General features: G+C 61.4%; 16 protein-coding genes. 9 read left to right on the top strand and 7 right to left on the bottom strand.

Annotated features, from left to right (window positions below):
- Window positions 1–26: 26 nt before the first annotated feature.
- The 3 genes from pip to HJB84_RS12020 form a co-directional block, all read right to left on the bottom strand.
- Window positions 27–1,001: a prolyl aminopeptidase gene (gene pip, locus HJB84_RS12030; RefSeq protein WP_221116017.1), complete on the bottom strand. Its 975-nt coding sequence runs from the start codon at window positions 999–1,001 to the stop codon at window positions 27–29.
- Window positions 1,002–1,246: 245 nt separating this feature from the next.
- Entirely contained in the window at window positions 1,247–1,858 is a 612-nt protein-coding gene (locus HJB84_RS12025; RefSeq protein ID WP_207580559.1) for a PilZ domain-containing protein, read from the bottom strand.
- Between the two features lie 124 nt (window positions 1,859–1,982).
- Entirely contained in the window at window positions 1,983–2,627 is a 645-nt protein-coding gene (locus HJB84_RS12020; RefSeq protein WP_221116016.1) for a PAS domain-containing protein, read from the bottom strand.
- A gap of 263 nt (window positions 2,628–2,890) precedes the next feature.
- On the opposite strand from HJB84_RS12020, the gene HJB84_RS12015 reads away from it, so the two are divergent.
- Both HJB84_RS12015 and HJB84_RS12010 read left to right on the top strand, forming a co-directional pair.
- Window positions 2,891–3,682, top strand: coding sequence for a rhomboid family intramembrane serine protease (locus tag HJB84_RS12015; RefSeq protein ID WP_207580557.1), 792 nt, complete (start codon window positions 2,891–2,893; stop codon window positions 3,680–3,682).
- 94 nt (window positions 3,683–3,776) lie between these two features.
- Window positions 3,777–4,211, top strand: coding sequence for a CBS domain-containing protein (locus tag HJB84_RS12010; protein ID WP_164014594.1), 435 nt, complete (start codon window positions 3,777–3,779; stop codon window positions 4,209–4,211).
- Window positions 4,212–4,255: 44 nt separating this feature from the next.
- Here the strand turns inward: HJB84_RS12010 and HJB84_RS12005 are convergent, their stop codons facing one another.
- The 3 genes from HJB84_RS12005 to folE all read right to left on the bottom strand — a co-directional run bounded on the left by HJB84_RS12005 (window position 4,256) and on the right by folE (window position 6,427).
- Window positions 4,256–5,218, bottom strand: a complete 963-nt coding sequence (locus HJB84_RS12005; protein WP_207580556.1) for a patatin-like phospholipase family protein — start codon at window positions 5,216–5,218, stop codon at window positions 4,256–4,258.
- A gap of 116 nt (window positions 5,219–5,334) precedes the next feature.
- Window positions 5,335–5,787, bottom strand: coding sequence for a phosphoribosyl-AMP cyclohydrolase (hisI, locus tag HJB84_RS12000; protein WP_207580555.1), 453 nt, complete (start codon window positions 5,785–5,787; stop codon window positions 5,335–5,337).
- A 25-nt stretch (window positions 5,788–5,812) separates the two neighbouring features.
- Window positions 5,813–6,427, bottom strand: a complete 615-nt coding sequence (gene folE, locus HJB84_RS11995) for a GTP cyclohydrolase I FolE (RefSeq protein WP_164014590.1) — start codon at window positions 6,425–6,427, stop codon at window positions 5,813–5,815.
- Between the two features lie 310 nt (window positions 6,428–6,737).
- Between folE and HJB84_RS11990 the strand changes: the two genes are divergently transcribed.
- From HJB84_RS11990 to thrS, 4 genes are all read left to right on the top strand, one after another.
- A complete protein-coding gene (locus HJB84_RS11990; protein WP_207580554.1) occupies window positions 6,738–7,184 on the top strand; it encodes an iron-sulfur cluster assembly scaffold protein in 447 nt (148 codons plus the stop codon).
- Window positions 7,185–7,189: 5 nt separating this feature from the next.
- Entirely contained in the window at window positions 7,190–7,603 is a 414-nt protein-coding gene (gene yidD, locus HJB84_RS11985) for a membrane protein insertion efficiency factor YidD (protein WP_221116015.1), read from the top strand.
- Complete coding sequence (locus HJB84_RS11980) at window positions 7,600–8,127, top strand: DUF1697 domain-containing protein (RefSeq protein ID WP_207580552.1); 528 nt, start codon at window positions 7,600–7,602, stop codon at window positions 8,125–8,127. Before yidD ends, HJB84_RS11980 begins: the two co-directional genes overlap by 4 nt.
- A gap of 121 nt (window positions 8,128–8,248) precedes the next feature.
- A complete protein-coding gene (thrS, locus tag HJB84_RS11975; protein ID WP_207580551.1) occupies window positions 8,249–10,234 on the top strand; it encodes a threonine--tRNA ligase in 1,986 nt (661 codons plus the stop codon).
- 262 nt (window positions 10,235–10,496) lie between these two features.
- On the opposite strand, the gene HJB84_RS11970 is transcribed toward thrS, so the two are convergent.
- Complete coding sequence (locus tag HJB84_RS11970; protein ID WP_207580550.1) at window positions 10,497–11,597, bottom strand: hypothetical protein; 1,101 nt, start codon at window positions 11,595–11,597, stop codon at window positions 10,497–10,499.
- A 113-nt stretch (window positions 11,598–11,710) separates the two neighbouring features.
- On the opposite strand from HJB84_RS11970, the gene HJB84_RS11965 reads away from it, so the two are divergent.
- The 3 genes from HJB84_RS11965 to HJB84_RS11955 all read left to right on the top strand — a co-directional run bounded on the left by HJB84_RS11965 (window position 11,711) and on the right by HJB84_RS11955 (window position 14,156).
- Window positions 11,711–12,295, top strand: coding sequence for a nitroreductase (locus tag HJB84_RS11965; RefSeq protein WP_207580549.1), 585 nt, complete (start codon window positions 11,711–11,713; stop codon window positions 12,293–12,295).
- Window positions 12,295–12,906, top strand: coding sequence for a flavin reductase family protein (locus HJB84_RS11960; protein WP_207580548.1), 612 nt, complete (start codon window positions 12,295–12,297; stop codon window positions 12,904–12,906). Before HJB84_RS11965 ends, HJB84_RS11960 begins: the two co-directional genes overlap by 1 nt.
- Window positions 12,907–13,013: 107 nt before the next feature.
- Window positions 13,014–14,156: a DUF2336 domain-containing protein gene (locus HJB84_RS11955; RefSeq protein WP_207580547.1), complete on the top strand. Its 1,143-nt coding sequence runs from the start codon at window positions 13,014–13,016 to the stop codon at window positions 14,154–14,156.
- Window positions 14,157–14,228 lie beyond the last annotated feature (72 nt).

Raw genomic sequence — 14,228 nt, 5'->3', positions numbered from 1 at the left:
TCGGATTTCAGATTCCGGCGGAAAAATTATTTTTGATGGAGATGGCGAAATCGATCGGTGGCGGCGACGATCGCGGCGCTCATCGCGGGATTTGCGGTGGAATGGGCAGCATGCGGAAGAATCTGCAGCTCGCTTTGCGGCCAGGCGCGGGCCAGTTCCCAGGCGGTCACCAGCGGGGCCTCGATATCGAACCGTCCCTGCAGCAGGATCGCTGGAATGCCTGTCAGCCGTTCAACGTTGTTCAAAAGCTGGCCGTCCTCCAGCCAGGCGCCATTGGTAAAATAGTGGGTGATGATGCGGGCACGCGTCAGCATATAGGCCGGATCGGCCCAGCGGCGCGGCAGGCCTTCAGGATCGGCGAGCAGGATGGAAGCCGCTTCCCAGTCATGCCAGTCGCGCGCCGCTTTCACGCGCGTCTCGGAGTTGGGATGGTTGAGCAGATGATGATAGGCGGCAACCATGTCCTGATCTTGCCCCTGGCTGCCTGAGCAAGCCGCCTGGCGAAAACGGTGCCATTCTTCCGGGAAAAGCGGCGCCATGCCGCGATAGAGCCAGTCGATTTCCGAGCGCCTTGTGGTGGTCACACCTGCGAGGACGACCGCCGAGACGCGCTGCGGATGGGTTTCGGCATAGGCGAGAGCCAGCGTCGCTCCCCAGGAATTGCCGAAAACGAGCCAGGTGTCGATGCCGAAGAAGACCCGCAGCCGTTCGATATCGGCAACACTATGCCAGGTGGTGTTGAGGGAGAGATCGGTTTCGGGATCGGCAGCGCTCGGCAGGCTGCGGCCGCAATTGCGCTGATCGAACAAAATGATTCGGTAGGCATCGGGATCGAAATGGCGCCGCGCCGCCGTCGAACAGCCGGAGCCCGGCCCGCCATGCAGCACCAGCGCCGGCCGGCCCGCGGGACTGCCGCAGGTCTCCCAATAGATCAGATTGCCGTCGCCCGTGTCGAGCAGGCCATAATCATTGGGTTCGATTTTCGGATAGAGAGCTGCCATCGTTCTGCCTGTCGCAGGTTGTTCCACTCATAACCTTTACTAGAAGATAGGTTGGAACCACTTGCGACAGGATGTTCTGCTTGCTTTCCAAAGCCAGATTGGTCTCCGCTTGCAGATCTGTTGCGGTGAAGCCCAGGCGTTTCAACACGACCTGACCGGGTGCGGCCCGGACCTGCCATCATCTTCAGCGGAGTCCGTCAGGACATTGCACCCACCACGAAGAGCGGCGGCAACGTCGCGGTCTGTTAGAGGAATTCGCGCAGCGTGTCGCGGGACTGGATCGACAGGAATTCGATCGCCACACCTTCGACGAAATGGCGGACGACGCGACCGCGCATGTTGCCGAGCCGCACAGCCGTTCCAATCGACGGGCGCATCTCGACGTCGACGGCAGCGCCCGACAGCGAAAGGTCCATGATGCGGCAGGTATAACGTGTGCCGTCTTCGAGCGTCAGCTCGGTATTCGTGTCGCGTGGCGTCAGGCGGTCATGGCGACGGTCTTCCGGCAGGCCGAGTTCGTGCTTGTTGGCAAGCCAGGTGAGCTGGGCGGCGAGCTTCTCGCGCTTCCGCTCGGTGGCATTGATCGACATGGTGAAGCCGCGGCCATCGAGCGTCTGGACATAACCTTCGACGCGGCCGAGATGGTCAATATAGGCGACGACACGTTCGTTGGTGCGTGGCCGACCGAGGCAGGTGACGTACATATCGCCAGGCGACATGTCGATCACTATGCATTCGAACTCCTCGTAATTCGCAAGCATCAGCCGGCCCTGCATATTGATGGGCACGCGCTGAAAAACGCCCTGTTCAGGGCGCGGCGCAGGTCTTTGCGTCTGAGCTGGCTGGAACGAGTGCATCAAATGGCTTCTTCATCAAAATCGCAGAGACTGATCTTTACCCGCAATCCCTTAACAGAAGGTTGTTTGGCCTCATTCGGACATAGCGGAAAACGAGTATCCGCTATGTCCTGAAACGAAACGGTCAGTGCGCCTCCGCACTCAGCAGCTGCGACACCATGCGGCGCATGACCTGCCCGAAGCCGAGGCTTTTGCCGGCAACGATTTCGTTGATGGGGCGTTGTTCAGCTGGTGTGGCCGTGCCGAATTTTCCGGGCAGCAGTCGGCTGCGGTCGAGCGCCAGGAATTCCAGCGGCACGATCTCCAGCCAGCTCGCAGCCGCCGTGGGTGCGATCCCGCCGAGTAGCCGATCGCAGGCGCCGCCCGGCGAGCGCAGTGGCATCATGATGATCTCGAAGGAGGCCTGATGACCGACGGTGCTGTAGCCCGTCGCATTGAACAGGGCTGGCATGGTATGGTCCATCACACCCATTGCCGTGCGTTCGATGTCGGCGTGCTGGCCGTTTGCCCAGAGCGAGGCGAAACGTTCACCACGCAGATCCCGCCCAAACAGATCGCAGATGCGGGTGCCGGCGAGCCGGAAGCCGATGTCACCTCCCTCGCGCGTCTCGAGAATAAACAGGCTTTGGAGCAGATGGGGTACGGCGGAGGGTTCGACCTGCTGTTTCAGCGGCGCATCGGCAGCGCCGCGGATACGGTTCCAGTAGTCAAAAATCTCGATGGTCGTTTGCACACGCATTTTACACCAACCTGTCCCATTCCGGATCATTTTCGGGCAATCATTGCCCCGACAGGCTCTACCTTGCGGATTTCATGCCAAACCGCGGCGGTTAAGGTTAAGAAACGGTTTCGGTTGAGATGCTGTGCCCGTCGTGACACTGTCCGGTCATCGCTTCGACTTTCGAAGTTCAGCACAACCTGCCCGGGCCGAGGTCTTTCCTTGAACTCCCGGTATGCCGTCCGGCACTTCGGACGGCTTTTTTTTTGACAGGTGGTCCTGTATGGCTGTGGCCTCAACGAGGCGATATTGAAATGAATGAGCAGACGGCCGAGCCGCATAAGGCGCCCGAACCTCCCGAGGTCCAGCCGCTGGCAAAGCCGCCGCGCGTGCCGGTCTTCAACCTTCCGCCGGCGCTGTTCTTCAGCCTTTGTCTGCTTGTTGTCATCTATGCGGTGCAGGAGCTCGTGCTTTCAGACGATGCGCTGAGTTGGCTATTCTTCACCTTCGGCTTCGTTCCCGCCCGCTATGTGATTCCACTGTCGCAGCAAGGGCTGGAGCTGTTCTGGACGCCGGTCACCTATTCACTGCTGCACGGCAGCGTCCAGCATATCGTCTTCAACGCCTTCTGGCTGATGGCCTTCGGCGCGCCGGTCGTGCGCCGCATCGGAACGCTGCGTTTTGTGCTTTTCTGGCTTTTTTCGGCCGTCGCATCGGCGGCCTTGCATGCGGTCCTGAACTGGGGAGATGTGACGCTGCTGATCGGCGCGTCGGGCGTCATTTCCGGGTTGATGGGCGCCGCCTGCCGATTCGCCTTTCCGGCCGAACGTCGGCCGATGCTGCCTGCGCATCTCAATGCCCGGCTTTCCATCGTCGAGGCGCTGCAGAGCCGCACGGTCGTCATTTTCATGCTGCTCTGGCTGGTCGGCAACGCCCTGATCGCCGTCGGCATCCCGCTCGTCGGCGATAGTGATCAGGCGATTGCCTGGGACGCGCATATCGGCGGCTTCGTCTTCGGCTTCCTGTTGTTTTCGCTGTTCGACCGGGCGCCGCGCCCACCGGGGATGGAAGCTGCGGGAACAGAGAAGGATCTGTTGCAATCCTGAGCCGGGCGGTGCACCATCGACCTATTATCCGCGATGGGGGGAGAAACCGCCGCGGATGCCTGTGACAAGTGTTTCACGGACATAGGAGGTTCGAATGACCAGTTCAGTCAAAGCAATCCTCGACCTGAAAGGCAGGGACGTCGTCACCGCCGGGCCGAACACCACCGTCGCCGAGGCGGCCGCCATCCTCAGCAAGAAGAAGATCGGCGCTATCGTCGTCGTCGGCATGGAAAACCGGATTTCCGGCATGTTCACCGAGCGTGACCTCGTGCATGCGATCGCCAAACACGGCAAGGACGGGCTCGACCAGTCGCTTGCCCAGGTCATGACTGCGAAGGTCTACCGCTGCCATGAGGAGACGACCGTCAACGAGCTGATGGAGCTGATGACCAGCCGCCGCTTCCGGCATGTGCCGGTGGAAAGCAACGGCAAGCTTGCCGGCATCATCTCGATTGGTGACGTGGTAAAATCTCGCATCGCCGAAGTTGAGCGCGAGGCCGAGGAGATCAAGGCCTATATCGCCGGCTGAGGTCTTGCCGGCCTCAAGCGCTACGGGCTTTCGGACGATATCCATCAGGGGGAGGTGGCGTAAACTTCCTGCATGCGTTTGATTTCGGGGAGTCTTGCCCTGGCTTCCTCGTAGCCGCGTTCGATCGCCTCGCCGGCCCGGTGGAATTCCGAAAGGCCGATGTAGCTCAGACGCGGCTGCAGCGAAATATCCGGCGGGTCGCCGGCAAGGCGGGCGCGGGCGATCCTATCCTGGATGATGTTGAATGCCTGCACCATGACGCCGGTCATGCCGAGACGGGCATAGGGCGCCTCTTCCTGCTTCTGCACTTCCTGCGGCGAAAGGCTGGCGTTGTGCCGGACGACGGCCGAGCGGCCATAGAGATCGTAATTGAGATTGACTGCGACGACCAGCGGCTGCTCGTAGGCGCGGCAGACGGAGACGGGGACGGGGTTGACCAGCGCGCCGTCGACCAGCGTGCGGTGATTGCTGCGCACGGGCTCGAAAATGCCGGGCAGGGCATAGGAGGCGCGCAACGCGGTAATCAGCAAACCATTGGCGATCCAGACCTCGTGACCAGTATTGACCTCGGCGGCGACGGCGACGAACGGCCGGTCGAGATCCTCGACGTTCAAGCCTTCCAGATGTTCCTGCATACGCTTGGTCAGCCGCATGCCACCGAACAGGCCGCTGCCGCCGATGGTGAGATCGAGGAGGCTTGCGATCCGGCGCATCGTCAGCGAGCGGGCGAAACTTTCGAGTTCATCGAGTTTGCCGGCGAGATAGCAGCCGCCGACCAGCGCGCCGATCGAGGTGCCGGCAATCATGCCGATCTCGATTTTTGCCTCGTCGAGGGCGCGCAGCACGCCGATATGGGCCCAGCCGCGGGCAGCACCACCGCCGAGCGCCAGCGCGATCTTGATTTTCTTGATGGGTGCTGGAGGCGGGATCACCTCGATCGTGGTGGATATGGCGGTACCGGAACCTTCGCCTTCAGAGCTTTGACGATGCAAATTCCAGCTCAGCATGGCGCTCTCCCTCCCAGCAGAACACTTTGGGTCCCGATAGTGTGCCCGATCAGTTTCCAAATGGTATATAGAAGCGGTTTCTGGCGCAATAAGGAGCAAATGCCGGCGCGTTCGGCTTATTTCCCGTAAACGTCCTGCGGATCGAAATGACGCTCGTCGTCGACGATATCCAGCATTGGCTTTCCGTCTTGAAGCGTAATCGTCCGATAGAAGCAGGAGCGGCGGCCGGTGTGACAGGTGGCGTCGTGGCCGGCGACCTCGACTTTCAGCCAGATGGCGTCCTGATCGCAATCGGTGCGAATTTCCTTCACCGTCTGGAGATTGCCCGAGGTTTCACCCTTCTTCCAGATCTTGCCCCGCGAACGGCTGAAATAATGAGCCGTGCCGGTCTGGATGGTCAGCGCCAGCGCCTGGGCGTTCATGTGCGCCACCATCAGCAACTCGCCGTCGCCAGCGTCGGTGACGATCGCGGTGATCAGGCCGCGGTCATCGAAACGCGGCGTGAAATCGCCGGCGTCTTCCAACGCCGACTTGTCCTCGGATGGTTGATTGAAGATCATTTGACTCATCGCGGCCCTCCTGAGGGAGCCGGTATCAGCGGCTCCGCACCATGGTCATGAAACGGGCCTGATCGGCCGGCTCGGTCTTGAACGTACCCGTAAACGTCGTCGTCAACGTGGTCGAGCCCTGCTTCTGAACGCCGCGCATCGCCATGCACATATGTTCGGCCTCGATCAATACCGCGACACCGCGCGGATTAAGCGTATCGTCGATGGCCCGGGCGATCTGCGCGGTCATCGTTTCCTGCGTCTGCAGGCGGCGGCCATAAATCTCGACCACGCGGGCGATCTTCGACAGGCCGAGCACACGCCCGTCCGGCATGTAGGCGACGTGGGCCTTGCCGATGATCGGCACCATGTGGTGTTCGCAATGCGAGAAGAACGGAATGTCCTTGACGAGGACCATGTCGTCGTACCCGGCGACCTCTTCGAAGGTGCGGCCGAGCACGTCTTCCGGCGCCATGTCGTAGCCGGAAAAAAGCTCGCGGTACGATTTGACGACACGGGCCGGCGTTTCGAGCAGGCCTTCGCGGGTCGGGTTGTCACCGGCCCAGCGCAGCAGCACACGAACGGCTTCCTCCGCCTCCTGCTGAGAGGGGCGATCGGAGTCGCGGTTGGTCTGCGGAAAGTTTTTTACGATGGCGTCCATGAACAATGGTCTCCTGGTCCGCACCGCGGACCCATCTGTCGGAATCGCCACTGGTCAATCCCATGCGGGAATTCATGCACCTTTGGCAGGCTCCGGGGCTTTCAAGGCGCATTCAACGCCCGTCCGGCACGGTTTCCCAATCAAACTTACACGAGGCCATTGCATTTTCATGGCCTTCGAACGACATACATATAGGAAGACGGCCATCGTATGTAAGTATCCTCAGATGACACGGTGTGTTTTTTGTTTCAATAACAATAACAGCCCTTATTGAGGCCGATCCGCAGTGATTTTGGAGCGGAAATCCGACATGGACGACATCTACAACAGCAAGATCCTCGAATTCGCCGGCAATATTCCGTTGACCGGCACGTTGGCGGAGGCCGATGCGAGCGCCCAGGCCTATTCGAAACTTTGCGGCTCGAAGGTGCGAATCTGGCTGAAGATGGACGGCGATACCGTGACCGGTTTTGCCCATGACGTGAAGGCCTGCGCGCTCGGCCAGGCCTCGTCCTCGATCATGGCCCGCCATGTCGTCGGCGCCACATCGGGCGAATTGCGCCAGGCACGCCAGGACATGCTTGCCATGTTGAAGGCGGATGGAGCGGGGCCCGAGGGACGGTTCGAAGACATGCGCTATCTGCTGCCGGTGCGGGACTACAAGGCCCGCCATGCCTCGACGATGCTGACCTTCGATGCGGTCGTCGATGCGATCGGGCAGATCGAGGCGAAACGGGCTGAGTTTGTCGAGGCGTAACGGAGATGTGCGAGTTCTGCGCCCTGCAGGCAAGCGATGAGGATGACGGCGGTGCCGCCGGACCTGAAAAACCGCGTGAAAAGGCCGCACACACATCCCGCAATTATACCGGTCCGTTCCGCAAGACTCCCGACCGCCTGCTCGGGATGGGTTTTATCCGCCTCTACCAGCTGACGCTTTCCAGCTTTGTCGGCAATTCCTGCCGCCATATCCCCACCTGCTCCGAATACGGCTATGAGTCGATCGCCCGCCACGGCCTGTGGGCTGGCGGCTGGATGACGTTGTTTCGGGTCGGCCGCTGCGGCCCGGGTGGCACCAGCGGCCTCGACCAGGTGCCTGAAGTGCTCGGTGATCAGTTCCGCTGGTGGACGCCGTGGCGGTATCTCTCCCTCGGACGCAAGAAAGGGTGGGCGCCATGAGTACCTTCATCGCCCTTCTGCACAGCATTGTCCTGACGCCCGATCGCCGCGTTATCATGCAGGATTTGCGCGCACTGGCCGAAGAGCTCGGTTATCGCGAACCGCGCACGCTGGTTTCCACTGGCAATCTGGTTTTCGAAGCCGACGATATGCGGCCGCACGAACTCGAGGTGACCTTGGAAGAGGGCTTTGAAGAAAAGTTCGGCAAACACGTCGATATCGTCGTGCGCAACGACTGCAGCTGGATGGCGCTTTGCAGCACCAATCCCTTCAAGGATGGCAACGCCGACCAGGTCATCGTCCGGGTGATGCGACTGCCGGTCGATCCGAAGAAGGTGGAGGCGCTGAAACCGCTGATGACGGAGGGACAGCGCATCGCCGTCGTCGGCGGCGATCTTTGGATCGATTTTGCCGGCAAACCCAGCCAATCCAAGCTGCTTTCGGCCCTGACGAACAAGCGGATAGGCGTCGGGACGATGCGTAACTGGAACACCGTGTGCGGCCTTGCCGAGATGATCATGTAGGCCGGCTTCTTCTTTACTCACGAGAGAAATCTGATTATCAGGCGGGAGCGCATCCAAAGACGGAGGCGCTGCCGTTGCAACCACCCGCATTCGTTGGCGGGACTGGACAAGGAGAATTTCGATGTCCCAAGCTATTTCCCTGACATTTCCCGATGGTTCCGTGCGCAGCTACGATGCTGGCGCAACCGGCCGGGATGTCGCCGAATCCATTTCCAAGTCGCTTGCCAAGAAGGCGGTCGCCATTGCGATCGACGGCACCGTGCGCGACCTTTCCGATCCCGTGACGACGGGCCGGATCGAGATCATCACCCGCAACGACGACCGCGCCCTGGAACTTATCCGCCACGACGCGGCGCACGTCATGGCCGAAGCGGTGCAGGAGCTCTGGCCCGGCACTCAGGTGACGATCGGCCCGGTCATCGAAAACGGATTCTACTACGACTTTGCCAAGAACGAGCCCTTCACGCTCGACGATCTGCCGAAGATCGAAAAGAAGATGAAGGAGATCATCGCCCGCAACGCCCCCTTCACCAAGCAGGTCTGGTCGCGCGAGAAGGCCAAACAGGTCTTCGCCGACAAGGGTGAGCAGTACAAGGTCGAACTCGTCGACGCCATCCCGGCAGGGCAGGATCTGAAGATCTATTACCAGGGCGACTGGTTCGATCTCTGCCGCGGCCCGCATATGGCCTCGACCGGCCAGATCGGCAGCGCCTTCAAGCTCTTGAAGGTCGCCGGCGCCTACTGGCGCGGCGACAGCAACAACCCGATGCTGAGCCGCATCTACGGCACGGCCTTCGCCGAGCAGTCGGAACTCGACAATTATCTGCATATGCTTGCCGAAGCCGAGAAGCGCGATCACCGCCGCCTCGGCCGCGAGATGGATCTCTTCCATTTCCAGGAAGAGGGCCCGGGCGTCGTCTTCTGGCACGGCAAGGGTTGGCGCGTCTTCCAGACGCTGGTCGCCTATATGCGCCGCCGGCTAGCCGGTGACTATCAGGAAGTCAACGCGCCGCAGGTGCTCGACAAGTCGCTGTGGGAGACCTCCGGTCACTGGGGCTGGTACCGCGACAACATGTTCAAGGTGACGGTTGCCGGTGACGACACCGACGACGACCGGGTTTTCGCGCTGAAGCCGATGAACTGCCCCGGCCATATCCAGATCTTCAAACATGGGCTGAAATCCTACCGCGAGCTGCCGATCCGGCTTGCCGAATTCGGCAATGTCCATCGCTACGAGCCGTCGGGGGCGCTGCACGGGCTGATGCGCGTGCGTGGCTTCACGCAGGACGATGCGCACATCTTCTGCACCGATGAGCAGATGGCTGCCGAATGCCTGAAGATCAACGATCTGATCCTCTCGGTCTACAAGGATTTCGGCTTCGACGAGGTCACCATCAAGCTCTCGACCCGGCCGGACAAGCGCGTCGGTTCCGACGATCTCTGGGACCGCGCCGAAAGCGTGATGATGAATGTGTTGGAGACGATCCAGCAGCAGTCGAACAACATCAAGACCGGCATCTTGCCGGGCGAGGGCGCCTTCTACGGGCCGAAGTTCGAATATACGCTGAAGGATGCGATCGGCCGCGAATGGCAATGCGGCACGACGCAGGTCGACTTCAACCTGCCGGAACGCTTCGGTGCCTTCTACATCGACAGCAACTCCGAAAAGACGCAGCCGGTGATGATCCATCGCGCCATCTGCGGCTCGATGGAGCGCTTCCTCGGCATCCTGATCGAGAACTTCGCCGGCCACATGCCGCTTTGGGTATCGCCGCTCCAGGTGGTGGTCGCGACGATCACTTCGGAAGCCGACACCTACGGGCTTGAAGTGGCCGAGGCGCTGCGCGAGGCCGGTCTCAACGTCGAGACCGATTTCCGCAATGAGAAGATCAACTACAAGGTCCGCGAACACTCGGTCACCAAGGTGCCTGTCATCATCGTCTGCGGCCGGAAGGAAGCCGAGGAGCGCACGGTCAACATCCGCCGCCTCGGCAGCCAGGACCAGGTTTCGATGGAGCTCGATGTCGCCGTCGAGAGCCTTGCCTTGGAAGCGACGCCGCCCGACATCCGTCGCAAGGCCGAAGCAAAGAAAGCCAAGGCGGCCTAAAAAACGCGTCTATCCGACAGCGCCGGACTTCGGCGCTGTCGGAAGCTGATCAAGGGCTGCGATGTTGCCGCCACGATCATGCAGCCAATAACCACGCTGCAATGCGCTTCAAAGAATTCTCCATGCCAATGATGGAACGCGCGTCTGGAACGCCTTTGATCGGCACGGTCGGGCGCGGTCACGAGCCAGTCTTGCCAGTGGCGCCGCCTAAACGGGCCGGACCCAAACATCTCGGCTGAGCCGAAAACCGCTCGCGACACAATCAATCGAGGCTTGTGTCGTCGCCGCCTTGCGGTGCGAGCTGTTCGTAGGAAGGGAGTGGTGCCACCGGCGCCGGCTGGACACCTGGTGGCGGCGGCGTTCCCACAGGCACTTGCTGCACCGTGCGGGCCGCATCGTTCACCGGCGGCTGTGGCTGCTGGTCCTTCATCAGAACCTCGACATCGGTGTTCCTGCCGGCGACGATGGTGAAATCGCGCTGGTAGATCTTGTCCTTGTTGCGGGCGACGGCGGAATATCCGCCTTCGGCGAGCACCATGGTCGGGAAGGCGCTGACGCTTTCGCCGACGCTGTCGCCGGCCGCCGTCAGGATCGACCATGCCGTATCGGCGATCGCCTCACCGCCGGCATCCGAGACCAGCTTGAAGGTGACCTGCGCGGCACGATGCTGGATCGTCGCCTCGGTCAGCTTGCCGGCTTCGACCTGGATGTCGGCGCGGATGACGGCGTTGACGCTGCCATATTCGGAGACGATGTGATAGGTGCCGGCATTCAGGCGGACGACGGTGTTCGGCGAGACATCGGCCATGACGAGGCCGCGCTCGCCGTCGTCGCGCACTTCCGAGGAATAGATCGAGAAGCTCAACTGATCGGGGCGGATGCGGGCATCGGTGCCGGAGACGGCATTGAGCAGCAGGCCGCCGGCATCGAGCACCATCACCTGCTTGTCTACCTCGCCATCAGCGGGCACGGTCAGTTTCTTGGTAACGCCGGCACGGCCGAAGGAAACGTTGACGAAATAATCGCCGGGAGCGAGCTGGAAGGCGGCGGGTCCGCCCTTGGCGCTGGCGATCAGCGGCAGCTTGCCGTCAGTTCCGGCGATCGGGCTGAAGACGTACCAGGAGAGGCCTTCCTCGACCGGCGTGCCGTCCGCCGTCAGCTTGGCTTCCATCGCAACGTTGCGCAGCTTGACCCCTTCGGGCGCCGTGCCGGGCGCGATGAAGGCATCGAGCTTCGGCATCTTCGGCGTCGATTCAAGCTGCTTGAATTCCTTGAAGGCATCCTGAGCGCCGGCGCCGAGCGGCGTCAGTATCATCAGGGCAATGGCAAGGCCGATGCGTGCAAGAGGCGAAATGCCAAACATCTGTTTCGTGAACCGATTGACTTCTGAAATCGCAAAGGCCACTTCAAGACCAACGCGATGGCAAATTCAAGACCCACCCTTTGCAGCAGCATAAAAATGGAAGTTTCTCCCGCATGAAATCCGATATCAAGCTGATCGACTACCTCGCCGTGCGCCGCTCCATCCCCGCTTTCCAGATGTGCGAACCAGGTCCGGAGAAGGCCGAGATCGAAGAAATCCTGCGTCTTGCCTCGCGTGTTCCCGATCACGGCAAGATCGCGCCATGGCGTTTCATCGTCTATCGCGGGGACCAGCGTGTGCGTCTCGGCGAGGAGCTTCTAAAGCTGGCACTCGCAATGAAGCCCGAGCTTTCCGAAGAGATGATCCAGGTCGAGCGCGCCCGTTTCACCCGCGCGCCAGTGGTCGTTGCCGTCGTCAGCAAGGCTGGGCCGCATATCAAGATCCCGGAATGGGAACAACTGATGTCGGCCGGCGCGCTCTGCTTCAACCTCATCCTCGCCGCCAATGCCAGCGGTTACGTTGCCAACTGGCTGACCGAGTGGTTTGCCTATGACGAGCGCGCCTATCCGCTGCTCGGCGTCGGCCCGGATGAAAAGGTGGCGGGTTTCATCCATATCGGCTCGACGACATTTCCGGCGATCGAGCGGCCGCGGCCGGAACTTGCCGATACGGTGACCTGGGTCGGCGGAGAGGACTGATGTTTTACACCACCGACAGCAACCGGCATGGGCTGGCGCATGATCCCTTCAAGGCGATCGTGTCGCCGCGGCCGATCGGCTGGATCGGCAGCAAGGGCAGGGACGGCTCGATCAATCTCGCGCCCTATTCCTTCTTCAATGCGGTTTCCGACCGGCCGAAGCTGGTGATGTTTTCCTCCAGCGGGCGCAAGGACAGCCAGCGCAATGCGGCCGAGACCGGTGTCTTCACCTGCAATTTCGTCAGCCGAAATCTCACCGAGAAGATGAACCTTTCCTCGGCGGCGCTGCCCTACGGCGACAGCGAATTCGATTTCGCCTGCCTGACGCCGAAGCCGGCCGAACTCATCGACGCGCCGTATGTCGGCGAGGCTTTCGCAGTGCTCGAATGCAAGGTGACCGAGATCATCGAACCGAAGACGCTGTCGGGCGAACCGTCCGAAAACGTCTTCATCTTCGGTGAAGTGGTCGGCATCCGCATCGACGAGGCGATCGTCAGGGATGGCCGCCTCGACATGTCGCTCGCCCGCCCCGTCGCGCGTTTGGGTTATATGGACTACAGCGAAGCCAGCGAGGTCTTCGAAATGTTCCGGCCGCATCTGCCGAAGGTTTAGATCCAGCCGCAAGGCCTACAAAGACTTAAGAAATATGGTGAACCAATCTTAAACCTTTTGTCGCTACGGTCGCAGCATTGAATGAAACGCGAGGGAATCGCGTTCAAGTGCTGGGGCGTCGTGTGATCATAGAAGCTTTCCTTCGTTGGATCGAAACGGCCAAGACCGGTGACCGGGCCCGGGCAGCAAACGCGCTCGGGCGAGCCTATCTTCAGTCCAAGATGACGGTGGAGGAGCGGGCGGCAGCCGAAATGGCGATGACCTTTCTGCTCGACGATCCGTCGCCGCGCGTGCGGTTGGCACTTGCCGAGGCGATCGCCTGGTCGCCCGATGCGCCACGCAGCCTGATTCTTTCGCTTGCCGAAGACCAGCCTGAGGTTGCCTGCCATGCGGTGACCTGTTCGCCGCTGTTGAGCGATGCCGATCTCGTCGATCTCGCCGCGCGCGGCAATGGCGCCACCCGCATGCTGATCGCGGTGAGGGCGCATGTGACGCGCCCGGTTTGCGCAGCGCTTGCGGAGGTCGGCGACGAGGAGGAGCTGCTCTGCCTGCTCGAGAACGACGGTGCGGCGATCTCCAGCCAATCGCTGAAACGCATCGCCGAACGGCTTGGCGACTGCTGCGACATTCGCAATCTGCTTCTCGACCGCAGCGATCTTCCCGCCGATGCCCGGCAGTTGCTTACCCAGCATGTCAGCAATGCGCTGGTTGGGCTACCGCTCGCACAGGCGGCGATCGGCCTGCAGCGGCTCCAACGCATCAGCCGCGAGGCGACGGAGGCTGCCATCGTGTCGATCGCCGGCGACATCGCGCCGCGCGAGATACCCGATCTCGTCGAGCATCTGCGCCTCAACGGCCGGCTGACGCCGTCCTTCCTGATGCACGCGCTCTGCGCCGGCAAGGTGGATTTCTTTGCGGGAGCGGTCGTCGAGCTGACGGGTTGCGGCGAGCGCCGGGTGCGCTCGATCCTGGCAACCGGGCGCATGCATGCGGTGCGCGCGCTCTACGAGTCCGCCGGCCTGTCCAGGGACATCAGCGTGATCTTCGTCGAAGCCACAATGCTGTGGCGTGACGCAGCAAGAAAAGCGCCGGGCAGCGTGCTCGGCAATGTCTGCGGCCGTCTTCTCGAAAAATTCCGCCATCACGACGCGCACGGCGCGGTCGGCGAGCTGCTCGACATGGTGGAAAAGCTGCATGTCATCGAACAGCGGCAATCGGCCCGCGTCTATGCGGCGCTTGCGGCCGCCTAAGCGCGTCGCATCAAATTTGATTCATGCGACGCGCTTTAGCCCTTTGTTTTTATGCATGTCGCTGTCCCAGAA

The sequence above is a fragment of the Rhizobium sp. NZLR1b genome (assembly GCF_019685155.1).
Taxonomy (GTDB): domain Bacteria; phylum Pseudomonadota; class Alphaproteobacteria; order Rhizobiales; family Rhizobiaceae; genus Rhizobium.
Note: the sequence above shows the minus strand (reverse complement) of the source record. Positions and strands in the feature narration are given on the sequence as shown.